Here is a 24,267-nt window from a genome sequence, read left to right on the forward strand (position 1 = left end):
GGCCATCCACATCTTCGCTTGATGACCAGGTTCGGTGTTCAAGACGTGGATGCTCGCCACAAGGGCGAGCATGACGGACGGCCCGCCTCGCAAACGACCACCGATCGGAACAATCATATGACCCTCGCGCTAGCCATCCATGGCGGCTGCGGCACGCTGCCGAAGATCGAGATGACCGAGGCCGAATGGGCCCAGGCCCGCGCCGACCTCGCCTCCGCGCTGCGGGCCGGCTGGGCGATCCTGGTCAAGGGTGGAGCCGCGGTCGAGGCCGTCGAGGCTGCGGTGCGGGTGATGGAGAATTCACCGCATTTCAATGCCGGCCATGGCTCCGCCTTCAACACCGATGGCGAGCACGAGCTCGACGCCTCGATCATGGACGGGGCGACGCTGGCCGCCGGCGCGATCTGCGCCGCCAAGCGCATTCGCAATCCCATCACAGCCGCCAAGGCGCTGATGCTGCGCGGCGACCCGCTTTTGCTGGCCGGCCCGGCGGCCGACGACTTCGCCGAGCATGAAGGCATCGACACCGTCGAGAACGAGCATTTCTCGACCGAGCGACGTCGCAAGAACCTCGCCTCGATGAAGATCCGCGAGATCGTCGGCACGGCCGCCGAGGCGAGCGAGGCGGAGAAGCACGGCACGGTCGGCGGCGTGGCCTGCGATGCGCAAGGGCATCTGGCCGCCGCGACCTCGACCGGGGGCTACACCAACAAGCCGGCCGGGCGCGTCGGCGATTCCCCGATCATCGGCGCCGGCACCTATGCGCGCGACGGCCGCTGCGCCGTCTCGGGCACCGGCAAGGGCGAGTACTTCATGCGCTACTGCGTCGGGCATGAGATCGCATCGCTGATCGCCTATAAGGGCCTCTCGCTCGAGGCGGCGACGCAGGCCATGCTCGCCGAGCTTTCCGAGCACAAGATCGGCGCCGGGCTCGTCGCGGTCGGTGCGGACGGCACGGTCGTTGCGCCCTACAACACCGCAGGCATGTATCGGGGATGGGTGACCCCGGACGGGCTGATCCATGTCGCCACCCACGGCGATGTCGAGATGGCCGGGCAGGCGTGAGGCGGCCGGCATGAGCGAACCGATCCTGATCTGGGGCGCGGGAGCCATCGGCGGCACGCTCGGCGCCTATTGGGCGCGCGCCGGGGTGCCAGTGCTGCTGGTCGACATCGTCGCGGAGCATGTCGAAGCCTGCCGGACCAACGGCCTCGCCGTCTCCGGCCCGGTCGAGGAATTCACGCAGGTCGTTCCGGCCGCGACGCCGACCGAGCTGACCGGCCGCTACAGCCGCATCGTTCTCGCGGTGAAGGCCGGAGCCACTGAGGCGGCGCTCGCGGCTCTGGTTCCGCATCTGGCCGAGGATGGCTTCGTCCTCTCCGCCCAGAACGGACTCAACGAGCTCGCCATCGCCAAGGCGGTCGGCGAGCGGCGCACCATGGGCTGCTTCGTCAATTTCGGCGCGGACTGGCTCGGGCCGGGCGAGATTCTCTACGGCAATCGCGGCGCCGTGGTCGTGGGCGAACTGGACGGCTCGATCAGCGAACGCGCGGCCGAGATGCACCGCTTGCTCAAGCTCGTCGAGCCCGACGCGATCCTGACCGATAACATCTTCGGCTATCTCTGGGGCAAGCTCGCCTATGGTGCGATGCTGTTCGCCACGGCCCTGACCGACGATTCGATGTCGGCGAACTTCGCCGATCCCGAGCGCCTGCCGGTCTGGCTCGCGCTCGGCCGCGAGGTCGGGGCAGTGGCGGCCAAGCGTGGCGTGACCTCGCTCGGCTTCGGCGCGTTCGACCCGATGGTCTTCGCGCCCGGCAAGCCGGAGGGACCGCAGATCGAGACGATCCGCTGGCTTGCCGATTACACCTCGCAGACGGCGAAGACCCATTCCGGCATCTGGCGCGACCTTGCCGTACGCAAGCGCAGGACCGAGGTCGATCCGCAGATCGGCGTCATCGCGAACCTCGGCCGCGAGGTCGGCACCGCGACGCCGGCGCTGGAAACGCTGGTCGCCCTCGTTCACGACATCGAGGAAGGCCGCCGTCCAATGGCCTTCGAGACGCTGAAGGTATTGATCGACCGATGCAGATTCGCTTCGACGGCCGCGTAGCCCTCGTCACCGGCGCGGCGCAGGGAATCGGGCGCGCCATTGCGGCCGCGCTGGCGGAAGCCGGTGCCCGCGTCCATCTCGCCGATATCGATGCTGCCGGCGTGAAGGCGGCGGCGCAGGAGATCAATGCGACCGGTCATGCCGCCGATCTCGGCTCGGCCGAAGCGGCGCAGGCTCTGATCCGCGACATCGTCGGCGCCGATGGCCGGCTCGACCTCCTGGTCCATGCGGCCGGCGGTGTGCGCGGGCAGGTCGGCCGGGCGATCGAGGACATTTCCGAAGGGGATTGGCGGGTGATCTTCGCCGCCAATGTCGATGCCGCCTTCTTCCTGGCGCAAGCGGCGGCGCCGGTGATGAAGCAAGCCGGCTATGGCCGGATCGTCACCATCTCGTCGGGCGCGGGATTGCGGCCGAGCCTCACCGGCATCCAGGCCTATGCCAGCGCCAAGCACGCGCTGGTCGGGCTGACCAGGCAGCTCGCCTGGGAATTCGGTCCGCACGGCATCACCGTGAATTCGGTCGCGCCGGGCTTCGTGCGCTCCAACCCCGCGACCGAGCGGCAATGGCAGAGCTACGGAGCGGAAGGTCAGAAGCGCCTCGTCGAGAGCATCCACACCCGCCGCCTCGGCACGCCGGAGGACATCGCCAATGCGGCGCTGTTCTTCCTGAGCGAGCAGGCCGGCTGGATCAGCGGGCAGGTGCTGTCCGTGGATGGCGGGCGCTCGTAGAGGCGGCTGACTTTCCCGGACCCGCGCCGTCATCCCGGACAAGCGGCGAAGCCGCGTAGATCCGGGATCCATCCCAGAGCGACGAGCCTTACGATGGATCCCGGGGCAAGCCCGGGATGACGGCGTGCTTCCTCGGGAAATCGGCAGAGTCTAGCCGCAATCCATCTTGTCGGCCGGCTGCTCGGCGCCGACCATCCAGTTCGTCCCGAACCGGTCGACCAGCATGCCGAAGCGCGGCGACCAGAAAGTCTCGGCGAGCGGCATGGTGATCTTGGCGCCGCCCTCGGACAATCCGGCGAAGATGCGCTCCGCTTCCTCCGGCGTCTTCACGCCGACGCTGACCGAAACCGAACGCATCGGGCCGTCGCTGCGGTCCGGCGGGGCATCGGAGGCCATCAGCATCTGCCCCTCGATCTCGAGGCAGGCGTGCAGGATCTTGTCGCGCCATTCGGGTGAGACATGCTCCTCGGCCGGGGTGCCCTTGTGATCCATCATCGCTTGGATCTTGCCGCCGAGCACCTTCTCGTAATGGGTGAAGGCTTCGCGGCAATTGCCGTCGAACAGCAGATAGGTCGAGAGTTTCATCGCATTTCCTCCTGGTTGTGATCTGAAGGCGATCAGATCTTGCGGCGGTAATCGGCGGACATGAACTCGGTCCACTGGCCGTCCGGGCCGAGGGCGCGCGAGGTCAGGGTGCGGTGATCGGGCGACAGGAAGGTGATGACGTCCTGATACTTCGCCATCGAGCCGTCACCGGCCATGCTCGGCCCTTCCGTATCGAGGACCAGCGACTTGCCGTCGGTGGCGAGCGCTCCCGTCATAGTGCCAGATCATCGACGTCATCGAGGCGATGAAGCTGCCGACGAAGCGGCCCTTCGCCGGGTCGAAGCCGAGCGTCATCAGGCTGGTGACGGGGGAGCCATCCGGACACGCGCCCTGCCCCTCGCCGAGGGTCCAGAGCCCGCCGAGCGAGCGCACGCTTTCCGTGCCCTGCGTGGTGCTGGGCGGCTGGCCCGGCTCCATCGAGGCCGTCATCTCCGCGGTCCAGTCACCGACGAGCTGTTGCAGCCACTCATGTTCCTTCCGCACTTCGACCTGCATGGGCCGTCTCCTCTCCCTTGGGTGTTTTTCTGATTGAGGTTGTTCAGGCCGAACGCTCGGCGGCGGCCTTCATCGCAGCCAGGCCGGTTTCAAAGTCGCCGCCGACCATGCGGTCCATATCCATGAAGACATGCATGATCTTGCCCATGAACGGCGTCGGGCCGGTCATCGTCCAGGTCACGGTCGTTCCCGGCCCCTGCGGCGCCAGGGCGAAGACCACGTCGTTATGGGCTTCGAACGGCTTGAGGAAATCGAGCTTGAGCCCGAGATGGCCCGGCGCCTTGGCCTCGACGACGCGCATGCTGCCCTCGCCTACATTCTTGTCGCCGGACCAGGCATAGGTCGCGCCGACGCCGGTTTCAGAACCACCATAGGTGCGCTTCATCGCCGGGTCCTTCTTCTCCCAGGGCGACCATGCGCCCCAGGCCTTGAAGTCGGCGATCAGCGGATAGACGCGCTCCGGCGGTGCATTGATCGTGACCGTGCGCGTCACCTGGAAGGTGTCGGGCTTGCGGGCGGCCAGGATCAGCACCACGGCGATACCGACCACGACGACGCCGGATAGGCTGAGAAGAACAGTCTTGAGCATGATGGGAAACCTCACGGGCTGATTTCAAAGGCTTTGGCGTCAAACGCCCTGCTTATCGGGTGGTTTCACCTTGATCTCGCGCAGGACCTCGTCCAGCCGGCTCAGGCTCTGGTCCCAGAAACGGCTGTAATGCTCCAGCCATTCCGAAACGTCCTGAAGCGGGCCGGGGTCGAGCCGGCAGGGTCGCCACTGGGCTTCCCGCCCCCGCGTGATCAGCCCGGCCCGCTCCAGCACCTTCAGATGCTTGGAGACGGCCGGAAGGCTCATCGCGAAGGGCTCGGCCAGTTCCTTCACCGAGCTTTCGCCTTGCGACAGCCTTGCCAGAATGGCGCGGCGCGTCGGGTCGGCGAGAGCGGCGAAGGTCAGGCTGAGCGGGTCCGTCGACATCGTATGAAACCGATCAGTTAATTAACTGATCGGTTTAGTATCGTCATGCCTTCCGCCTGTCAAGCGCCTTCGAGGACAGAGTGGCCTTGGCCATCGCCGGTTGCTGTCAGGAGCGGAGACGCGGCCGGGCCTCTTCGTTTCGGCGCATTTTCTTCACGCGAACCGGTGTCCCCTTCGCTTGAAAATGCTCTAGAACCGGAAATGAAGGAGGATCGATCCACCCATGAGCTTCGAGACCGCAGCGACCCCAGAAGCCGCCATCGACCGGCTCGAGCAGCTCTATGACGAGGCCCGCTCGGCGCTGCGCGCCGATCTGCAGCGCTTCTTCGATACCGGCGAGGCGCCGACACCGGAGGATCGGCAGCGCTATCGTTACCCCCTGCTACGCGTCACCTACGAGCCGTCGAAGCTGCCGGCCGCGACGCGGCGCGGCTATGCGAAATTCGCGGCGCCCGGCATCTATTCGACCACGGTGACGCAACCCGGCGAATTCAGGGCCTATCTGCTCGATCAGCTCAGGCCGCTCGTCGCGGAATATGGCGCGACGATCGAAACCGGCATCAGCACGCAGGAAATCCCCTATCCCTACGCGCTGGAAGGCGGCGACGAGCTGGGGCGCGGCAAGATCACCGCCGCCGAGCTCGCGCGCTATTTTCCGACGCCGCTGCTCTCGCTGGTCGGCGACGAGATCGCCGATGGGACCTATGACCTGATCGATGGCGAGCCGCGCCCGCTCTCGCTGTTCGACGCCGTCAGGGTCGATTATTCGCTGCGGCGCCTGATGCACTATACGGGTACCGACTGGCGGGCCGTGCAGCCCTGGGTGCTGCTGACCAACTACCATCGCTATGTCGATCAGTTCGTCCGGCTCGGCATCGCCGAGATCGAGGCCGGCACCGCCGAGGCGCTGATCGCGCCGGGCGGCATCCGCATCGACCGCGACGGCGTCGACGTCTCCGCGGCCGAGCGCGTGATGTCGGCGCCCTGGCACCGCTTCCAGATGCCGGCCTATCACCTGATCCGGAAGACCGGCGAGGGCGTGACGCTGGTGAATATCGGCGTCGGCCCCTCGAACGCGAAGAACATCACCGACCATCTCGCGGTGCTCAGGCCCAATTGCTGGCTGATGGTCGGCCATTGCGGCGGCCTGCGCCAGACGCAGATCATCGGCGACTACGTGCTGGCCCATGCCTATCTCCGGCAGGACCACATCCTCGACCAATTGGTGCCGCCGGAAATCCCGATCCCGGCGCTGGCGGAAGTGCAGGTCGCGCTACAGCAGGCCGCGGCCGAGATTACCGGCGAGAAGGGCGACCGGCTGAAGCAGCGCCTGCGCACCGGCACCGTGGTGACGCAGGACGACCGCAACTGGGAGCTGCAATGGACCAAGGAGCGGCGGCGCATCAACCTGTCGCGCGCCATCGCGGTCGACATGGAATCCGGCACCATCGCCGCCCAGGGTTACCGGCTGCGCGTGCCCTACGGCACGCTGCTCTGCGTTTCCGACAAGCCCCTGCATGGCGAGATCAAGCTGCCCGGCGCCGCCAATGCCTTCTACGAGCGGGCCGTGGGCGAGCATCTGCGGATCGGGCTCGCCGCGCTGGAGAAGCTGAAGGAGGCCGGCTCGACCATCCATTCGCGCAAGCTCAGGAGCTTCGACGAGCCGCCGTTTCGGTAAAGGGGCTCGTCATGCTCGGGCTTGACCCGGGCATCTCAGGACAAAAGGGCGCCTTATCCTGCACGAGATTCTCGGGTCGAAGCTGCGCTTCGCCCGAGAATGACGGCATGGCCGCGCCCGATAATGATCCTCAGCCGAACACCCCATAGGCGACCAGGGCCGCGATCACCCAGAGCGCGGCCGTACCCCAGCGATTGCGCCGGGCTTCGGCACGCCCGATCGCCTCGACGCTGCGCTCGTCCAGCGAGAAGCCGTGGCGCGAGGCGTCCTCGAGCTGGCCGAGCACGCGCTCGGCGCGGCCGATCGTATCGGGCAAGGCGGCGAGCGAACCCAGCAGCGAGCGGGCGCCGCGCCCGACCTCCTCCAGCCGGCCGATCGGCCCGAGATTATGGGTGATCCAGTCGCGCACGACCGGATCGGCCGTGCCCCACATGTCGAGATGCGGATCGAGCGAGCGGGCCACGCCCTCGACCACCACCATGGTCTTCTGCAGCATGACGAGCTCGGTGCGGGTCGCCATGTCGAACATGCCGGTGATCTCGAAGAGCAGGGTCAGGACCTTGGCCATCGAGATCTGGTCAGCGCGCTTGTCATGGATCGGCTCACCGACGGCGCGGATCGCCTGCGCGAAATCCTCGACGTCGTGATGGGCCGGCACGTAGCCGGCCTCGAAATGCACCTGCGCCACGCGGCGATAATCGCGGGTGATGAAGCCGAGCAGGATTTCGGCGAGGAAGCGCCGCTCCTTCAGGCCGAGCCTGCCCATGATGCCGCCATCGACCGCAACGAGTCGGCCTTCAGCATCGACGAACAGGTTCCCCGGATGCATGTCGGCATGGAAGAAGCCGTCGCGGATCGCATGCTTCAGGAAGGACTGGATGATGTTGCGGGCAAGCTCCGGCAGGTCGTGGCCAGCGGCGCGCAAGCCCTCGACATCCGAGAGACGCACGCCGTCGATCCACTCGTCGACCAGCATCTCGCGGGCCGTCAGCTGCCAGTCCGGCTCCGGCACACGGAAATCGGTGTCTGCCTTGGTATTCTCGGCGAATTCGGAGAGGGCGGCGGCCTCGAGCCGCAGATCCATCTCCATGGCGACCGAGCGCGCCAGCGTCTCGACCACGCCGGTGAAGCGCAGGCGCCGGGCCTCGGCCGAGCGCATCTCGGCCATTTCGGCGCCGAAGCGCATCGCGGCGAGATCGCGGTTGAAGCGGTCGCGAATGCCCGGCCGCAGGATCTTCACGGCGACCTCGCGCCCATCCTTCAGGCGCGCACGGTGGACCTGCGCGATCGAGGCGGCGGCGACCGGCTCGCTGAATTCCGGGAACAGCGTCTCCAGCGGAACGCCATGCGCGGCCTCGACGATGGCGCGCGCCTGCGCCATCGGAAAGGCCGGCATCCGGTCCTGCAGGGCCGAAAGGTCCTGCGCGATCCTCATGCCGACGACATCGGGCCGCGTCGCCAGGAACTGGCCGAACTTGACGTAGGAGGGCCCAAGCCGGGTCAGCGCCGCGGCAAGCCGCGTCGCAGAGGAGCCGGCACCCCGCCGCTCGATCAACCGGCCGACACGGATGAGCCCGCGCGCCAGAGGCGGCAGGACGGACGGGTCGACCAGCCCCAACGCGCCCTCGCGCGCCAGCACGAAGCCGACGCGGGCGCCGCGAGCCAGGTGGAAGAGGGAGGAGATCATCGGCAGGCCGTCTGGTGCATCACAGCTTCCAGCCGGAATGCAGCGCCACGACCCCGCCCGTCATGGCCGTGAACTTCGCCCGGCGGAAGCCGGCATCCTCGATCATGCCGGCGAAGGTCTGCGGCTTCGGGAATTTGCGGATCGATTCGACGAGATACCGATAGGGCTCGGCATCGCCGGTGACGAGCCGGCCCATCGGCGGGATCAGGTTGAAGGAATAGGCCTCGTAGACCTTGTCGAGCAGCGGCACGTCGACATGGCTGAATTCGAGGCAGAGAAAGCGCCCGCCGCGCTTCAGCACGCGATAGGCCTCGGCCAGCGCCCTGTCGATGCGCGGCACGTTGCGGATGCCGAAGGCGATCGTATAGCAGTCGAAATGGTTGTCCGGCAGGCCGAGCTCCTCGGCATTGCCCTGGACGAAGCGGATGCGGTCATCCTCCGGAAAACGCTTGTCGGCGCGCTCGCGCCCGACGCGGAGCATGTCGGCATTGATGTCGAGTACGGTGACGTCGGTTTGGGGGCCACCCGCCTCGAGCACGGAAAAGGCGACATCGCCCGTGCCGCCGGCGACATCGAGATGATGGAAGGGGCGGTCCTTCTGCGGGTTGATCGCGGTGAGCAGCGCGCTCTTCCAGGCCCGATGCAGCCCCGCCGACATCATGTCGTTCATCAGGTCGTAGCGGTCCGCGACCTTGTGGAAGACGTCGTCGACCTTGGCCTGCTTCTCGGCGAGCTTCACCGTTTCGAAGCCGAAATGGGTGGTGTCCTCGCGTCCGGTATTCTGGGCTGCTGTCACGGTCGGGCCGGCCTTGTGCAAATCTGTCTTGTTTTCGCCTGAGCCGATGAATAGCCAAAGGCAGCGGGCTTGTCGCGGCCCGTCTCGACGCAGGCTTTACAAGAGAGTTCAGGGATGCCCGAGCTACCCGAGGTCGAAACCGTCCGGCGCGGGCTGGAGCCGGCCATGCTGGGCGAGCGCTTCGCCCGCATCGAGCAGCGCCGGCCCGATCTGCGCTTTCCCTTGCCCGAACGGTTCTCCGAGCGCCTGACCGGGCGGCGGATCGAGGCGTTGTCGCGGCGGGCCAAATATCTGATCGCTGATCTCGACGACGGCCAGGCGCTGATCATGCATCTCGGCATGAGCGGGCGTTTCATCGTCGAAGCGCCCGGCACGAAGCCGACCGAGCCCGGCTCCTACTACAATGAGATCGGCCGGCACCTGATCCACGACCATGTCGTGTTCGAGATGGGGTCTGGCGCGCGCGTCACCTATAACGACGTGCGCCGCTTCGGCTTCATGGACCTGGTGCCGCGCGCCGAGCTTGCGGCGTCCAAACACTTCGCGGGCATGGGCATCGAGCCGCTCGGCAACGAACTCTCCGGCGAGACGCTGGCGAAACTCTTCGCAGGCAAGTTCGCGCCCTTGAAGGCCGCGCTGCTCGACCAGCGGCTCGTGGCGGGCCTCGGCAACATCTATGTCTGCGAGGCGCTGTTCCGCGCCGGGCTTCACCCGGAGGCCGAGGCGGGAACGCTGGCGACCCCGACCGGCCGGCCGCGCGAGAAGGCGCACGAGCTCGCCCGCATCATCCGCGAGGTGCTGGAGGAGGCGGTCGCGGCAGGCGGCTCGACCTTGCGCGATTTCGCCCATGCCGACGGCTCGCTCGGCTATTTCCAGCACCGCTTCCGGGTCTACGACCGCGAGGGCGATCCTTGCGTCACGCCGGGCTGCGGCCAGCCCGTGAAGCGGCTGGTGCAGTCGGGCCGCTCCACGTTTTATTGCGAGAGCTGCCAGCCGCGTCGCTGACGCCTGCTCCACGGCGCGAGTGTGATGCCGCGAATGCGCGGATGCGCGTTGCGCGCATGGACTTCCCGCCTTGGCGCCCGGTAAAGCTGACGCAACAGCATCATCCGGGAGGCCGTCATGGCTTATGAGACCATTCTCGTCGAGACGAAGGCCAAGGTCGGGCTCATCACCCTCAATCGCCCGCAGGCGCTGAACGCGCTGAACGGCCAGCTCATCGACGAGATCAACACGGCGCTGGACGGCTTCGAGAGAGATGCCGGCATCGGCTGCATCGTTCTCACCGGCTCGGAGAAGGCCTTCGCCGCCGGCGCCGACATCAAGGAGATGCAGGGCCGCACCTTCCCCGGGACCTATCTCGACGACAGGTTCGTGCCCTGGGACCGCATCGGCCAGCGGAACAAGCCGATCATCGCGGCGGTGGCGGGCTTCGCGCTCGGCGGCGGCTGCGAGCTCGCCATGATGTGCGATTTCATCATCGCCGCGGACAATGCGAAATTCGGCCAGCCCGAGATCAATCTCGGTGTCATCCCCGGCGCCGGCGGCACGCAGCGCCTGACCAGGGCCATAGGCAAGGCCAAGGCCATGGATCTCTGCCTGACCGGGCGGCTCATGGATGTCCAGGAGGCCGAGCGTGCCGGGCTCGTCGCGCGGATCGTGCCGCTCGCCGACCTGCTGACGGAGACGCTGAAGGCAGCCGACGCCATCGCCGCGAAGTCGCTGCCCTCGGTGCTGATGGCGAAGGAGACGGTCAACCGCGCGTTCGAGGTGACGCTGAACGAGGGGCTGCGCTTCGAGCGCCGCGTCTTCTCCGCGCTTTTCGCCACCGCCGACCAGAAGGAGGGCATGTCCGCCTTCATCGAAAAGCGGAAGCCGGATTTCAAGAACGCCTGACGCGAGGTCGCGCGTCGCCTGCGTCAGCGGCGCGTCCCGCGCGACCGATTACTCCCACGCATGGCCGGGGCGTCGATCTTTGACTTGAACCCGGCCTGCGCCTGCTGACACGATGCGCCCTCATCAGCAGGACAACGATCATGACCGCCGCAGCCCACATCGCCGCCCCCGAGGGCCTGACACTCCCGACCTATGCCGATGTCGAGCGCGCCGCCGAGCGCCTGAAGGGCGTGGCGCATCACACCCCGGCGCTGAGCTCAGCCACGGCCAACCGGCGGACGGGTGCGAGCCTCGTCTTCAAGGCCGAGAACCTGCAGCGGATGGGCGCCTTCAAGTTCCGCGGGGGCTACAATGCCATCTCCGCCCTGTCGCCGGCGCAGAAGAAGGCGGGCGTGCTGACCTTCTCGTCCGGCAACCATGCCCAGGCCATCGCCTATGCCGGCAAGCTGCTGGGGGTGCCGACCACCATCATCATGCCCGAGGATGCGCCGAAGGCGAAGGTCGAGGCGACCCAGGGCTATGGCGGCGAGATCGTCCGCTACGACCGCTACACCCAGGACCGGCTGGTGATCGGCGACCGGATCGCCGCCGAGCGCGGGCTGACGCTGATCCCGCCCTATGACCATGCCGACGTGATCGCCGGCCAGGGCACGGCGACCAAGGAGCTGATCGAGGATGCCGGCCCCTTCGACATGCTCTTCGTCTGCCTCGGCGGCGGCGGGCTGCTCGCGGGCGCGGCGCTGGCGGCCAAGGCGCTCAACCCCGACTGCCGCATCTTCGGCGTCGAGCCGGAGGCCGGCAATGACGGCCAGCAGTCGCTGCGCTCCGGCAAGATCGTCAAGATCGGCGTGCCCAAGACCATTGCGGACGGGGCCCAGACCGCCTTCCTCGGCGAGCTCACCTTCCCGATCATCCAGGCGCTGGTCGAGGACATCGTCACCGTCAGCGACGCCGAGCTCGTCGATACGATGCGCTTCTTCGCCGAGCGGATGAAGCTCGTGGTCGAGCCGACCGGCTGCCTCGCCTCGGCGGCCGTGCTTACCGGCAAGGTGCCGGTCGAGGGCAAGCGCGTCGGCATCATCATCAGCGGCGGCAATGTCGATCTGGCGAGCTTCGCCCGCTTCATCGCACCCTCCGCCTGATGGAAGTGGCGCGCACCCGATTCCGGCGTTGACGAGGGACGCGCAAGCGATTATAGCCACCCAACTCGCGACGGCCCGCGCAAGCTCGGCCGCCGCTCACGTTTTTCCAGCAAGGTAGCGGCCAGGCCCGCCGGCAATAATGCCAGGCGTCCGGCAGCGATGAAGACGAGGACGTTTCGATGGCCAATACGACGTCGGCCAAGAAGGCTGCACGCAAGATCGTGCGGCGCACCGAGGTCAACAAGGGGCGCCGCTCGCGGATGCGCACCTTCCTGCGCAAGGTCGAGGAGGCGATCGCCTCCGGCGACAAGTCCGCCGCCGCCGAGGCTCTCAAGGCTGCCCAGCCGGAGATCATGCGGGCCGCGCAGAAGGGCGTCGTTCACAAGAACACCGCCTCGCGCAAGGTTTCCCGCCTCGCTCATCGCGTCGGCGCGCTGGCTTCCTGAGCCTGACAAATCGATCGTTTCGACGGCGAAAAGCCCGGCCTCACGGCCGGGCTTTTTCGTTGGCTCACATCCCTTCTGTGGCGACTCAGCCACAGGCTTCGAGCGAAGAAAAAAAACGCTCCCGCAAGGCATTTCCGCAAGCTTTCCACGCCTTTGCGGACTTGACTCTCGGGCACGCTTCAGGGCCCGAAACCGGGCCTGACGCCGCTTCCTGCCGCTCACAAAAAGACCTGATTTATCATCATCTTAGCGGGCAAAGCATTTTGGGCAGCGGAATCGCGGCGACTCTGCGGCAGCCTTTCCCGGGCACCTGAAAAAAAAGATTCGGGAAAACCAGGAGGCCGAGCATGAAGAAAATCTTAAGTTCCCCAACCAATTGCAGGTTCCCGCCATCACTCCGCAACACCCCCTCGCGGTGAGACTCTCCGAAGCCGGCTGAAAGGGATGTTGCAGCCCGTCGAGAGCGCCTTGTAAGGTCCCTTCATCGCCGGGCGGACAGCAATGACCGCCGCGGGATTTCCAGAGATGACAAGCGTTTTTGGCTCGCGACCATGGAGGTTGGAGGATGTAGCTCTTTGTCTTTCAGTGTTGAGATGAAGGGCGGCATCGTCTCTCGGCGAGCCTTCCAAGCGTAAATCGATAGAGCGGGATCGGAACCGGACGGGCGCCATGCCTCCGTCGGGCTCGAAACCCTTTTGACCGGACAACAGCGCCGGGAAGGTGTCCGCCATGCGGTCGCCACCCCAAGGTGCGTGCATTTCAAAGAATGGGGCCATTGATGTTCGAGCGGCAAGAATTCCTGGAGACGGTCGAGACGGCGTCGGTGGTGGTGACGATCGCGGCGGAGGAAACCGCAGGGGTTCAGCTGGAAGAGGTTTCGGTTCAGGAAGCCTGGGAGCGCGTCCGCCGGCGCCTGCGCGCCGAACTCGGCGAGGACGTGTTCTCGAGCTGGTTCGGACGGCTCGAGCTCGCCGGCATCGTCGAGGGCGTAGCCTATCTCACCGTCCCCACCCGCTTCCTGAAAAGCTGGCTCGAGGCGCATTACGCCGAGCGCCTGCGGGTGAACTGCATAGCCGAGCTGCCGGCGCCGAACGGCGTGCTGCTCTCGGTGCGCCAGGTCTCGCGTGACGCGTCCATCCCGGCACGGCCTGACGCCATGCCGCGCAGCAGGCCCACGCCCGCCGCTGCCGTTCTCGTGGAGGCCGGCAAGGCCGCCGCTGCCGCCCCCCAAACCTGTGAAGCCGACCTCGTCGATGCCTGCGGCACCGCGCTCGACAAGCGCATGAGCTTCTTGAGCTTCGTCGTCGGCAAATCGAACCAGCTCGCCTTCGCCGCGGCCGAACGCATCGCCGCCGCCCCGGCGGGCCAGAGCCCCTACAACCCGCTTTATCTCCATGCCGGCGTCGGCCTGGGCAAGACGCATCTGCTACAGGCGATCGCGCAGGAGGCGCGTCGCCAGGGCAAGCGCGTCGCCTATTTCACCGCCGACCGCTTCATGTACGGCTTCGTCGCGGCGCTGAAATCGCAGACGGCGCTCGCCTTCAAGGAGAAGCTGCGCGGCATCGACCTGCTCGTCGTCGACGACGTACAGTTCATCCAGGGCAAGTCGATCCAGCAGGAGTTCGGCCACACGATCAACGCGCTGATCGATGCCGGCAAGCAGATCGTCGTCGCCGGCGACCGGCTCGCCGGTGAACTCGAAGCTCTCGACGAGCGCATCCGCTCGCGGCTCGGCGGCGGTCTCGTCGTCGAGGTCGGCGAGCTCGACGAGATGCTGCGCGCCAAGATTCTGGGTACCCGGATGGAAGCGCTGCAGACGGCCCATCCGAACTTCCAGGTCAGCCCTGACGTCGTGGCCTATGTCGCCCGCGTCGTGACGACCAACGGCAGGGACCTCGACGGTGCCGCCAACCGGCTGCTCGCCCATGCGACGCTGTCGGGCCAGCTCGTGACGCTGGAGACGGCGGAGGCCGCGATCCGCGACCTCGTGCGGACCCGCGAGCCGCGCCGCGTCAAGATCGAGGACATCCAGAAGCTCGTCGCGACCCGCTACAATGTCAGCCGCGCCGATATCCTCTCGGAGCGCCGCACGGCCGCCGTGGTGAAGCCGCGACAGATCGCGATGTATCTCTCCAAGGCGCTGACGCCGCGCTCGCTGCCCGAGATCGGACGCCGCTTCGGCGGGCGCGATCACACCACCGTGCTGCACGCCGTGCGCAAGATCGAGAAGGCGATCAGCGAGGATCGCTCGCTGCATGAAGAGGTCGATCTGCTGAAGCGCATGCTGCAGGAGTGAGCCGGCGCGACTGGCCTGCGCCCGCCCCGTCAAATGGCTGTGGTTGCCGGGACGCACGGCTCTTGCGCGCCCGGCTGCCGTCCGGCAATGTCGCTGGCCACTCATTCGGGCCCAGGCAGCCATGCCTGGGCGGCTAGCGTCAGAAGACTAGACAATCATGAAGGTCACGGTCGAACGTTCCACGCTGCTCAAGTCGCTCGGCCACGTCCATCGCGTGGTGGAGCGTCGTAACACGATCCCGATCCTGTCGAACCTGCTGCTCAGCGCCGACGAGAGCGGCCTGCGCCTCAAGGCGACCGATCTCGATATCGAAGTGGTGGAGACGATCGCGGCCGACGCAGCCGAGCCCGGCGCCACGACCGTCCCGGCCCACACCCTCTACGACATCGTCCGCAAATTGCCCGATGGTGCGCAGGTCTCGCTGGAGACGACTGGCGATAGCGGCCTCGTGCTGCGCTCGGGCCGCTCGCGCTTCCAGCTCCAGACGCTGCCGGAAAGCGACTTCCCCGACATCACCGCTGGCGAGATGGCCCATCGCTTCGTGCTGCCGGCCGGCGAGCTGAAGCGCCTGATCGACAAGACCCAGTTCGCGATCTCGACCGAGGAGACGCGCTACTATCTGAACGGCATCTATCTCCACACCATCGATGTCGACGGCCGCCCCGTCCTGCGCGCCGTGGCGACCGACGGCCACCGCCTCGCCCGCGTCGATACCGCAGCCCCGCAAGGGTCGGTCGGGATGCCCGGCGTCATCGTGCCGCGCAAGGCCGTCGCCGAGATCCAGAAGCTGCTGGAGGACGGCGAGAGCGAGGTCGCGGTCGAGCTGTCCGCCTCGAAGATCCGCGTCGCCACCGCCAGCGTGGTGCTGACCTCGAAGCTGATCGACGGCACCTTCCCCGACTACCAGCGCGTCATTCCGAGCGGCAACGACAAGCGTTTGACCGTCGACAGGGGCGATTTCGCGGCCAGCGTCGACCGCGTCTCGACCATCTCGTCCGAGCGCGGCCGGGCCGTGAAGCTTTCGATGGCGGACGGGCGGATGACGCTCTCGGTCACCAACCCCGATTCCGGCTCGGCGACCGAGGAGGTCGAGGTCGACTACGAGGCGAGCCCGCTCGATATCGGCTTCAATGCCCGTTACCTCATGGACATCGCCGCCCAGCTCGACGGCGACACCGCGCTGCTCAAGCTCGCCGACCCCGGTTCGCCGACCGTGATCCAGGACCGCGAAGGCGCTTCCGCGCTCTATGTGCTGATGCCGATGCGCGTCTGACCGCCGCGCATGTCTCTTTGGGACGGAACCACCGCCGTCATTCCGGGGCGGGCCGGAGGCCCGAGCCCGGAACCCAGAATCGATGCGCTTGGGCAGGCAGGCTCCTGGCTTCACAGGTTTTTATGCGAGCCTCGGCGGCTCTGGGTTCCGGGCTCAAGCGCTGCGCGCTTGCCCCGGAATGACGGCGGAGAGTCCGCCGAAAACATCCCGTTCTCGGGCCGAATTGCCCGGAGGAGTTGTCCGTTCCGTGACGGCCGTTGCGCGCCTGATCCTGCAGGATTTCCGTTCCTATGAGGCCCTCGATCTTCCGGTCGAGGGCCAAATCGTTGCGCTCATCGGCGAGAACGGAGCCGGCAAGACCAATATCCTCGAAGCGCTCTCGCTGTTCACGCCGGGACGCGGCCTGCGCCGGGTCGAACTTGCGACGATGGCGCGGCAGGGCGGCGACGGCTCCTTTGCCGCTTCGATCACCCTCGGCGACGATGCGGGCCGGCTCGGCATCGGGCTCGGGCCTCTCGACGGCGAAGGACGACGGCCGCGGCTTGCCCGGATCGACGGCGCCTCCGTCGGCTCGGCGCTCGCCTTCAGCGACTATCTGCGCCTGGTCTGGCTGACGCCCGATCTCGACGGGCTGTTCCGCGGCGCGGCCGGCGACCGCCGCCGCTTCCTCGACCGTCTCGTGCTGGCGATCGACCCGAGCCACGCCACCCGCTCGAATGCGCTGGAGCGGGCGCTGCGCTCGCGCAACCGCATCCTCGAAGAGAGCCCCGGGCAGGGCCAGTGGCTCGACGCCGTCGAGCGCGAGATCGCCGAGCTCGGCATCGCGGTCGCGGCCGCCCGCGCCGAGACAGTGGCCCGGCTCTCCGCCATCATCGCCGAGACGCGCGACGACGCCTCGCCCTTCCCGCATGCCGTGATCGCGCTCACCGGCGAGATCGACGATCTCGTCACGCGCCTGCCGGCCGTCGATGCCGAGGACGCCTATCGCGGCCTGCTGCGCCAGGGCCGCCATCGCGACCGCGCGGCCGGGCGCACCCTTGCCGGGCCACAGGCTTCGGATCTCGAGGTCCGCCATGGGCCGAAGGACATCCCCGCGGGACAAGGCTCGACCGGCGAGCAGAAGGCGCTGCTGATCGGCCTCGTGCTCGCCCATGCCCGGCTCGTCGCGGCGATGAGCGGGCTGCCGCCGCTGGTACTGCTCGACGAAGTCGCCGCCCATCTCGATCCCCGCCGGCGCGCGGCGCTCTATGAGGGCCTGACCGGTCTCGGCTGCCAGGTCTGGATGACCGGCGCGGATGCGGCCCTGTTCGGCGATCTGCCGGCCGGCGCGCAGCGCCTCGCGGTCACGCCGGGGCGGATCGATCCGATCGACTGATCGATCGCACCACCCTTCCCGATGGGACGATCCGGCGCTTTGCTGGTAGCATCGGGCAAAAGATCGGGAGGAAACCATGGAATTCACCAGCCTCGCCTTGTTCGCCGGGGTTTATTTCCTCGCGGTCGCCTCGCCGGGGCCGGCGGTCGCGGCGCTGGTCGCGCGCTCGCTGTCGAGCGGGTTCCGGCGCTCGCTGCCCTTCGCCGCCGGCATCGCGGCGGGCGATCTCATCTGGTTCACGCTGACGGCGCTGGGCCTGAGCGTGCTGATGCAGAGCTTCCACGGCGTCTTCGTCGCGATCAAATATGCGGGCTGCGCCTATCTCGTCTACCTCGCCTGGAAGCTCTGGACAGCCCCGGCCGAGGCGCCGAAGCCCTCCGCCGCCGCACGCGGCGAGGGCTGGCGCCTGTTCCTCGGCGGCATCGCGCTGACGCTCGGCAACCCGAAGGTCATGGTGTTCTTCATGTCCATCCTGCCGCTGGTGATCGACCTGAATGCGCTCACCCCGCTGGCCTTTGTCGAGGTCACGGCGCTGACGATGCCGATCATCGGCGGGACGATGCTGGCCTATGCCTATGCGGCCGACAGGGCGCGGCGCCTCGTCGCCAGCGGGCGGGCGATGCGCTGGATCAACCGGGCGACCGGCGGGGTGATGGCGGGCGCGGCCGCGGCGATCGCGGCGCGGGGCTGACCGGCCTTGGCTCTGGCGGCCGGCCTCCTCGATCTCGGCTTCACGCTGTTCCACGCCGCTTTTCGGCGTCTCTTCGGCTGGCCGGAGCGGCTCGCGCCCTCCGGCAGCCTGAACACCGCGATCACGCAGACGCTCAACGTGATGCTGATCTTCGTCTTCCTCGCCTATGGCGCGACGCTGATCTGGCAATCCGGGCAAGCAAATGTGCATCCGCTGTTGCCGCTCGCGGGCGGCGCCTTCTGGGGCCTGCGGCTTGCCCTGCAATTCGTCTGGTTCGATCTCAAGCCCTGGCCCTCGAAGCTGATCACCGCCATCTTCGCGCTGGCAACCGTGATCCATCTGCTGGCGGTCAAAGGCTGAAGCTCGCCAACCTTCACGCCGTCATCCCGGACGGAGCAAAGCGGAGATGCGGGGTCCATCGCAGAGCGCCGCGCCTTTCGATGGATCCCCGGCCAAGCGCGGGATGACGCGTGGTTCCGAGCAGTATCGACACAGCTTTGGAAGCCGAAAGGCTGGCCAAGCGCGTCCGGCTGCGGCACACCCCTTCATCATGTCGCAATCCCGCGAATCAGACGCCCGCGCGATCCTCAAATCGGTGTTCGGCTACGACGATTTCCGCCCCGGACAATGGGAGGTGATCGAAGCCGCGCTGTCCGGCCGCGACGTCTTCGCGGTGATGCCGACCGGCTCCGGCAAATCGATGTGCTACCAGCTGCCGGCACTGGTGGCAGGCGGGCTCACCCTCGTCGTCTCGCCGCTGATCGCGCTGATGCGCGACCAGGTCGGCCAGTTGCTGCGCGCCGGCGTTTCCGCCGCCTCGCTCAATTCGATGAACAGCGAGAGCGAGGCGGCGCAAGCCTGGGACCAGCTCAATGCCGGGGAGCTGCGGCTGCTCTTCGTCTCGCCCGAGCGATTGGCCGGCGAAGGGCTGGTTTCGCGGCTGAAGCGCCTCGGCGTGACCAGGCTCGCCATCGACGAGGCGCATTGCGTCTCGCAATGGGGCCATGACTTCCGCCCGGAATACCGCCTGCTCGCCAAGACGCGCGAGGCGCTCGGCGGTGTGCCGGTGACCGCGCTGACCGCCACGGCCGACCGGCAGACGCAGGCCGACATCGCCCAGCAGCTCTTCCCGCAGCCGCCGCAGATGGTGGTGCATTCCTTCGACCGGCCGAACCTCAAGCTCGCCTTCGCGCCGAAGGACCAGCCGCGCCGGCAGATCGACGACTTCCTGCGCCGGCACCGCAACGGCTCCGGCATCGTCTACTGCTCCTCGCGCAGCAAGACCGAGCGGCTCGCCGCGGGCCTGCGTGAGAAGGGCTGGAACGCGCTCGCCTACCATGCCGGCCTCGAGCAGGCCGAGCGCAATCGCAACCAGGATGTCTTCCTGCAGGAAGACGGCGTCGTCGTCTGCGCCACCATCGCTTTCGGCATGGGCATCAACAAGCCTGACGTGCGCTTCGTCGTCCATGCCGACATGCCCGGTTCGATCGAGAGCTATTATCAGGAGATCGGCCGCGCCGGGCGCGACGGGCTGCCGGCGGACACGCTGACGCTCTACGGCGTCGAAGACATGGCGCTGCGCCGCCGCCAGATCGACGAGAAGCCGGTCGACGACGAACGCAAGCGCATCGAGCACAAGCGCCTCAACGCGATGATCGACCTGTGCGAGAACGCGCTCTGCCGGCGCAGCGCGCTGCTCGCCTATTTCGGCGAGGAGACGCCACCGTGCCGGCACGGGCAGGCCGCGTTCCGCTGCGATCTCTGCGGCACCGAGGCTCCGGCACTTGCCGATGCGACGCTCGATGCGCGCAAGCTCCTCTCGGCGGTGATACGCTCGGGCGAGCGCTTCGGCGCCGCGCATCTCGCCGACATCCTCACCGGCACGACGACGGAAGCGATCCGCCGCCAGAACCATGACGGGCTCAAGACGTTCGGCGTCGGCTCCGACAAACCGAAAGCGGCCTGGGCGGGATTGACGCGCAAGCTCTTCGCTGCCGGCGCGCTGGCCGAGGCCAGCGTCGAGCACGGCGGCTTCCGGCTGACGCCGAGGGGCGAGGACATCCTGTTCGGGCGCGAGAGCATTGCGCTCAGGGCCGACGCCTTCGTGGAACGTCGTTCACGGCGCTCCGAGCGCGACGCGGCGCGCGCCGACGGGCTCGACGAGGGCACCGCCGCGCTGTTCGAGCATCTGCGCAAGCTCCGGCTCCAGATGGCCCGCGAGGAGGGCGTGGCGGCCTACATCATCTTCACCGACCGCACGCTGATCGCGATGGCGCGCGAGCGACCGCTCGGGCTGGAGGAGATGCGCGGCATCGAAGGCGTCGGCGAGCGCAAGCTCGCGCAGTATGGCGAGGCCTTCATCGAGGCGATCGCGGGCTTTTCCGGCTGACACCGGTAACCACGCTTTACCGGCAGCCGAGCCCGGGGTTGGATCGTGGCTCCGGATGGGGCATCCTGATCGCGCAGGGCGCTACGGCGGCGTCCCGGCAAGCCGAACGGTCCATGGACAAAACCCACGAACAGTTCGCCGATCTGGTCGAACATTCGGACGTCCTGCTCGCGGTCTATGACGAGACCGATCGCCTGCGCCTTGCCAACGACGCCTTCCGGCGGACCTTCCATCTCGCGCCCGGCGAAACTCCGACCTGGACCGAGATCATGCGCCGCAACCACACCGCCTTCAAAGGCACGGCGATCCAGGCCAGCGATCTCGAAGCCTGGCTCATCTCGACCCAGTCGCGGCGCGGCAAGACACCGTTCCGGGCCTATGAGACCGATCTCGTCGACGGTCGCTGGCTGTGGATGACCGAAACCGTCCGCCCCAATGGCTGGATGCTCTGCATCGCGAGCGAGATCAGCGAGCTTCGCCGCGAGGAAAGGCTGCTCCGGCAGGATCGCGACCTGGCGATGCGCGCGGCCCAGACCGACGAACTGACCAGCACCGCCAATCGCCGCTTCGTCTTCGGCCGGCTGGAAGCACTGATCAAGGCGGCAGCGCTCGTGCCGGACAGCGCGCTCAGCGTCTGCCTGTTCGACATCGACCTGTTCAAGAGCATCAACGACCGCTTCGGCCATCAAGGCGGCGACATGGTGCTGCGCCATTTCACCAATCTCGTGCATGGCGTGATCCGGCGGACCGATTGCTTCGGCCGTATCGGCGGCGAGGAGTTCATGCTGGTCATGCCCGGATCGCCGGCCGAGAACTCGGTGGTCTTCGTCCAGCATCTGCTGGCGCAGGCCCGCACGGCACATCCCCTGCCCGATCGGCCAGCGGTAAGCTATACCTGCTCGGCCGGTGTCGCCACCTACCAGCCCGGCGATACCGCGGCCACGATCTATGGCCGCGCCGACCGCGCGCTCTACCGTGCCAAGACGGACGGCCGCGACAGGGTGCAGCTCAGCATGGAGGCACTGCCTCTCGCGGGGCGATCCTGACGAGATCGCGCCCTCCCGCGTACACGCACGCGTAGGCGCGTGAAAAAGCCATCGTCAGCCCCTATATTGCAGTTTCGAATCAGGATCATCGCGGGCGCCCGCTCGCCCGTTCAGGGACCATTTCATGACCGATGCCGCGCTCAGCGCCCAGCCCGACGATTACGGCGCCGATTCCATCAAGGTTCTCAAGGGCTTGGATGCAGTTCGCAAGCGGCCGGGCATGTATATCGGCGACACCGATGACGGCTCGGGCCTGCACCACATGGTCTATGAAGTCGTCGACAACGCCATCGACGAGGCGCTGGCCGGCCACGCCAACCTCGTCACGGTGACGCTGAACGCCGAGGGATCGGTCACCGTGACCGACAACGGCCGCGGCATTCCCACCGATATCCACAGCGAGGAAGGCATCTCAGCCGCCGAGGTCATCATGACCCAGCTCCATGCCGGCGGTAAATTCGACCAGAACTCCTACAAGGTCTCGGGCGGCCTGCACGGCGTCGGCGTCTCCGTCGTCAACGCGCTCTCGGTCTCGCTCAAGCTGCGCATCTGGCGCGGCGGCCACGAGCACTTCATGGAGTTCCGCCATGGCGATGCGGTGGCACCGCTCGCGGTGGTCGGTCCGCAGGGCGACAAGCGCGGTACGGAGGTCACCTTCCTGCCGTCACAAGAGACCTTCACCATGGTGGAGTTTGACTACAAGACGCTGGAGCACCGGCTGCGCGAGCTCGCCTTCCTGAACTCCGGCGTGCGTATCGTGCTGACCGATGCTCGCCATGCCGAAATCGTCCGCGAAGAGCTGATGTACGACGGCGGCGTCGAGGCCTTCGTGCGCTATCTCGACCGCGCCAAGACAGCGGTGATCGAGAAGCCGATCATGCTGAGCTCGGAGAAGGACGGCATCACCGTCGACGTCGCGCTGTGGTGGAACGACAGCTACCACGAGAACGTGCTCTGCTTCACCAACAACATCCCGCAGCGCGATGGCGGCACCCATCTCGCCGGCTTTCGCGCCGCGCTGACGCGCCAGATCACCGGCTATGCCGAAAGCTCGGGCATCTCGAAGAAGGAGAAGATCTCGCTCACCGGCGACGATTGCCGCGAGGGCCTGACCGCGATCGTCTCGGTCAAGGTGCCCGATCCGAAGTTCTCCTCGCAGACCAAGGACAAGCTGGTCTCCTCCGAGGTGCGTCCGGTCGTCGAGAACGTCGTCAACCAGGCCCTGTCCGAGTGGCTCGAAGAGCATCCGAACGAGGCGAAGACCATCGTCGGCAAGGTGGCGGAAGCCGCTGCCGCGCGCGAAGCCGCGCGCAAGGCGCGCGACCTCACCCGCCGCAAGGGCGCGCTCGATATCGCCTCGCTCCCGGGAAAGCTCGCCGACTGCCAGGAGCGCGATCCGGCCAAGTCCGAGCTGTTCATCGTCGAGGGTGACTCGGCCGGCGGCTCCGCCAAGCAGGGCCGTGCGCGCGAATACCAGGCCGTGCTGCCGCTGCGCGGCAAGATCCTCAACGTCGAGCGTGCCCGCTTCGACAAGATGCTCTCCTCCGACCAGGTCGGCACGCTGATCACGGCGCTCGGCGCCGGTATCGGCCGGGCCGAGGCCGACCAAGGCGGCTTCAACCTGGCGAAGCTGCGCTACCACAAGATCATCATCATGACCGACGCCGACGTCGACGGCGCCCATATCCGCACGCTGCTGCTGACCTTCTTCTATCGGCAGATGCCGGAACTGATCGATGCCGGCCATCTCTTCATCGCCCAGCCGCCGCTCTACAAGGCGGCGCGCGGCAAGAGCCACGTCTATCTCAAGGACGAGCGGGCGCTGGAGCAATACCTGATCGACTCGACGCTGGAGGGGGCGACCTTCCGCACCAGCGAGGGCGTCGAGCGCGGCGGAACCGATCTGCGTGCGCTGATCGAGGAAGCCCGCAGCGTCCGCAATGCGCTCGCCCAGCTCCATTCGCGCTACGACCGGCGCGTCGTCGAGCAGATGGCGATCGCAGGAGTGCTTCACCCGTTGAGCGAGGACAACGAAGCGCAGGCGAACGAAGCGGCGGCCGCGATCGCGAAACGGCTCGATGCGATCTCGGACGAGCTGGAACGCGGCTGGGAAGGCAAGATCGTCGATGGCGGCTTCGTGTTCTCGCGCATGATCCGCGGCGTGAAGCAGGCGGCGACGATCGATGCCGGGCTGCTCGCCAGCGCTGAAGCCCGCAAGCTAGACGCCGCGGCGATTTCCCTGCAGGAAGCCTATGCCAAGCCGGCAATGCTCGCCCGCAAAGGCGATTCCTTCCCGATCAACGGCCCCACCGACCTGTTCGATGCGGTCTCGGCCATCGGCAAGAAGGGCGTCGCGCTGCAGCGCTACAAAGGGCTGGGCGAGATGAACCCCGACCAGCTCTGGGAGACGACGCTCGACCGCGACGTCCGCACGCTGCTGCGCGTCAAGAACGACCAGAACGACGAGGCCGACGATCTCTTCGTCAAGCTGATGGGCGATGTCGTCGAGCCGCGCCGCGAGTTCATCCAGACCAACGCGCTCAACGCGACCGTCGATATCTGATTTCGGCGCCGAATGTAGGGGCACTCTAAAGTCTGACTCCTAGGCTAGGTTGTCAGACTCGATTGTCATGG

23 protein-coding genes are annotated in these 24,267 nt (G+C 67.2%); 16 read left to right on the forward strand and 7 right to left on the reverse strand.

The annotated features are described in order from the left end of the window. The first annotated feature begins 117 nt into the window (after positions 1-117). From AC2FAN_RS08845 to AC2FAN_RS08855, 3 genes are read left to right on the forward strand one after another with little or no spacing between them, the layout of a single operon-like run. A complete protein-coding gene (locus AC2FAN_RS08845) occupies positions 118-1,065 on the forward strand; it encodes an isoaspartyl peptidase/L-asparaginase family protein (protein WP_485173423.1) in 948 nt (315 codons plus the stop codon). A gap of 10 nt (positions 1,066-1,075) precedes the next feature. Continuing rightward, positions 1,076-2,113 carry a ketopantoate reductase family protein gene (locus AC2FAN_RS08850; protein WP_265051209.1) on the forward strand — a complete coding sequence of 346 codons (1,038 nt, stop codon included), beginning with the start codon at positions 1,076-1,078 and terminating at the stop codon, positions 2,111-2,113. Then, positions 2,086-2,841 carry an SDR family NAD(P)-dependent oxidoreductase gene (locus AC2FAN_RS08855; protein WP_265051208.1) on the forward strand — a complete coding sequence of 252 codons (756 nt, stop codon included), beginning with the start codon at positions 2,086-2,088 and terminating at the stop codon, positions 2,839-2,841. Before AC2FAN_RS08850 ends, AC2FAN_RS08855 begins: the two co-directional genes overlap by 28 nt. 150 nt (positions 2,842-2,991) lie before the next feature. Here AC2FAN_RS08855 and AC2FAN_RS08860 read toward each other — a convergent pair whose 3' ends face one another. Genes AC2FAN_RS08860 through AC2FAN_RS08880 form a run of 5 tightly spaced genes read right to left on the reverse strand, consistent with a single transcriptional unit; the run spans position 2,992 to position 4,918 of the window. Beyond that, positions 2,992-3,426 carry a VOC family protein gene (locus AC2FAN_RS08860; protein WP_265051207.1) on the reverse strand — a complete coding sequence of 145 codons (435 nt, stop codon included), beginning with the start codon at positions 3,424-3,426 and terminating at the stop codon, positions 2,992-2,994. A 32-nt stretch (positions 3,427-3,458) separates the two neighbouring features. After that, the gene (locus AC2FAN_RS08865) at positions 3,459-3,602 is read right to left on the reverse strand and encodes a DUF1579 family protein (RefSeq protein ID WP_485173424.1); all 144 of its coding nucleotides are present in this window, start codon (positions 3,600-3,602) and stop codon (positions 3,459-3,461) included. Next, positions 3,592-3,942, reverse strand: a complete 351-nt coding sequence (locus AC2FAN_RS08870) for a DUF1579 domain-containing protein (protein WP_485173425.1) — start codon at positions 3,940-3,942, stop codon at positions 3,592-3,594. Before AC2FAN_RS08870 ends, AC2FAN_RS08865 begins: the two co-directional genes overlap by 11 nt. Before the next feature lie 43 nt (positions 3,943-3,985). After that, complete coding sequence (locus AC2FAN_RS08875; RefSeq protein WP_485173426.1) at positions 3,986-4,531, reverse strand: SRPBCC family protein; 546 nt, start codon at positions 4,529-4,531, stop codon at positions 3,986-3,988. A 39-nt stretch (positions 4,532-4,570) separates the two neighbouring features. Then, on the reverse strand, positions 4,571-4,918 hold the full coding sequence (locus AC2FAN_RS08880) for an ArsR/SmtB family transcription factor (protein ID WP_265051204.1): 348 nt from the start codon (positions 4,916-4,918) through the stop codon (positions 4,571-4,573). A gap of 223 nt (positions 4,919-5,141) precedes the next feature. On the opposite strand from AC2FAN_RS08880, the gene AC2FAN_RS08885 reads away from it, so the two are divergent. Continuing rightward, on the forward strand, positions 5,142-6,596 hold the full coding sequence (locus AC2FAN_RS08885; RefSeq protein ID WP_485173427.1) for an AMP nucleosidase: 1,455 nt from the start codon (positions 5,142-5,144) through the stop codon (positions 6,594-6,596). Between the two features lie 130 nt (positions 6,597-6,726). Here the strand turns inward: AC2FAN_RS08885 and ubiB are convergent, their stop codons facing one another. Continuing rightward, on the reverse strand, positions 6,727-8,283 hold the full coding sequence (gene ubiB / locus AC2FAN_RS08890) for a 2-polyprenylphenol 6-hydroxylase (RefSeq protein WP_265051202.1): 1,557 nt from the start codon (positions 8,281-8,283) through the stop codon (positions 6,727-6,729). Between the two features lie 19 nt (positions 8,284-8,302). After that, positions 8,303-9,079 carry a bifunctional demethylmenaquinone methyltransferase/2-methoxy-6-polyprenyl-1,4-benzoquinol methylase UbiE gene (ubiE, locus tag AC2FAN_RS08895; protein WP_485173428.1) on the reverse strand — a complete coding sequence of 259 codons (777 nt, stop codon included), beginning with the start codon at positions 9,077-9,079 and terminating at the stop codon, positions 8,303-8,305. Between the two features lie 114 nt (positions 9,080-9,193). Between ubiE and mutM the strand changes: the two genes are divergently transcribed. The 12 genes from mutM (at position 9,194) to gyrB (ending at position 24,196) form a co-directional block, all read left to right on the forward strand. After that, positions 9,194-10,084 (forward strand): bifunctional DNA-formamidopyrimidine glycosylase/DNA-(apurinic or apyrimidinic site) lyase, encoded by an 891-nt coding sequence (gene mutM, locus AC2FAN_RS08900; protein WP_485173429.1) that lies wholly within the window; start codon positions 9,194-9,196, stop codon positions 10,082-10,084. Positions 10,085-10,201: 117 nt separating this feature from the next. After that, positions 10,202-10,975 carry an enoyl-CoA hydratase gene (locus AC2FAN_RS08905; protein ID WP_485173430.1) on the forward strand — a complete coding sequence of 258 codons (774 nt, stop codon included), beginning with the start codon at positions 10,202-10,204 and terminating at the stop codon, positions 10,973-10,975. Between the two features lie 140 nt (positions 10,976-11,115). Next, positions 11,116-12,117 (forward strand): threo-3-hydroxy-L-aspartate ammonia-lyase, encoded by a 1,002-nt coding sequence (locus AC2FAN_RS08910; protein ID WP_485173431.1) that lies wholly within the window; start codon positions 11,116-11,118, stop codon positions 12,115-12,117. A 179-nt stretch (positions 12,118-12,296) separates the two neighbouring features. Beyond that, on the forward strand, positions 12,297-12,563 hold the full coding sequence (rpsT, locus tag AC2FAN_RS08915) for a 30S ribosomal protein S20 (RefSeq protein WP_265051197.1): 267 nt from the start codon (positions 12,297-12,299) through the stop codon (positions 12,561-12,563). 778 nt (positions 12,564-13,341) lie between these two features. Next, complete coding sequence (dnaA, locus tag AC2FAN_RS08920) at positions 13,342-14,859, forward strand: chromosomal replication initiator protein DnaA (RefSeq protein WP_485173432.1); 1,518 nt, start codon at positions 13,342-13,344, stop codon at positions 14,857-14,859. A gap of 157 nt (positions 14,860-15,016) precedes the next feature. Beyond that, positions 15,017-16,132: a DNA polymerase III subunit beta gene (dnaN, locus tag AC2FAN_RS08925; RefSeq protein ID WP_265051195.1), complete on the forward strand. Its 1,116-nt coding sequence runs from the start codon at positions 15,017-15,019 to the stop codon at positions 16,130-16,132. A 178-nt stretch (positions 16,133-16,310) separates the two neighbouring features. Next, entirely contained in the window at positions 16,311-17,507 is a 1,197-nt protein-coding gene (gene recF, locus AC2FAN_RS08930; protein WP_485173433.1) for a DNA replication/repair protein RecF, read from the forward strand. Between the two features lie 76 nt (positions 17,508-17,583). After that, positions 17,584-18,198 (forward strand): LysE family translocator, encoded by a 615-nt coding sequence (locus tag AC2FAN_RS08935; protein WP_265051193.1) that lies wholly within the window; start codon positions 17,584-17,586, stop codon positions 18,196-18,198. A 6-nt stretch (positions 18,199-18,204) separates the two neighbouring features. Then, positions 18,205-18,558, forward strand: coding sequence for a hypothetical protein (locus AC2FAN_RS08940; RefSeq protein ID WP_485173434.1), 354 nt, complete (start codon positions 18,205-18,207; stop codon positions 18,556-18,558). Positions 18,559-18,748: 190 nt separating this feature from the next. Then, complete coding sequence (gene recQ / locus AC2FAN_RS08945; protein ID WP_485173435.1) at positions 18,749-20,587, forward strand: DNA helicase RecQ; 1,839 nt, start codon at positions 18,749-18,751, stop codon at positions 20,585-20,587. Positions 20,588-20,700: 113 nt separating this feature from the next. Beyond that, positions 20,701-21,633, forward strand: a complete 933-nt coding sequence (locus AC2FAN_RS08950; RefSeq protein WP_485173436.1) for a diguanylate cyclase — start codon at positions 20,701-20,703, stop codon at positions 21,631-21,633. A 124-nt stretch (positions 21,634-21,757) separates the two neighbouring features. Beyond that, positions 21,758-24,196, forward strand: a complete 2,439-nt coding sequence (gyrB, locus tag AC2FAN_RS08955; protein WP_265051189.1) for a DNA topoisomerase (ATP-hydrolyzing) subunit B — start codon at positions 21,758-21,760, stop codon at positions 24,194-24,196. The last annotated feature ends 71 nt before the right edge of the window (positions 24,197-24,267 follow it).

The organism is Allobosea sp. RIT-PG3_2 (assembly GCF_057321085.1).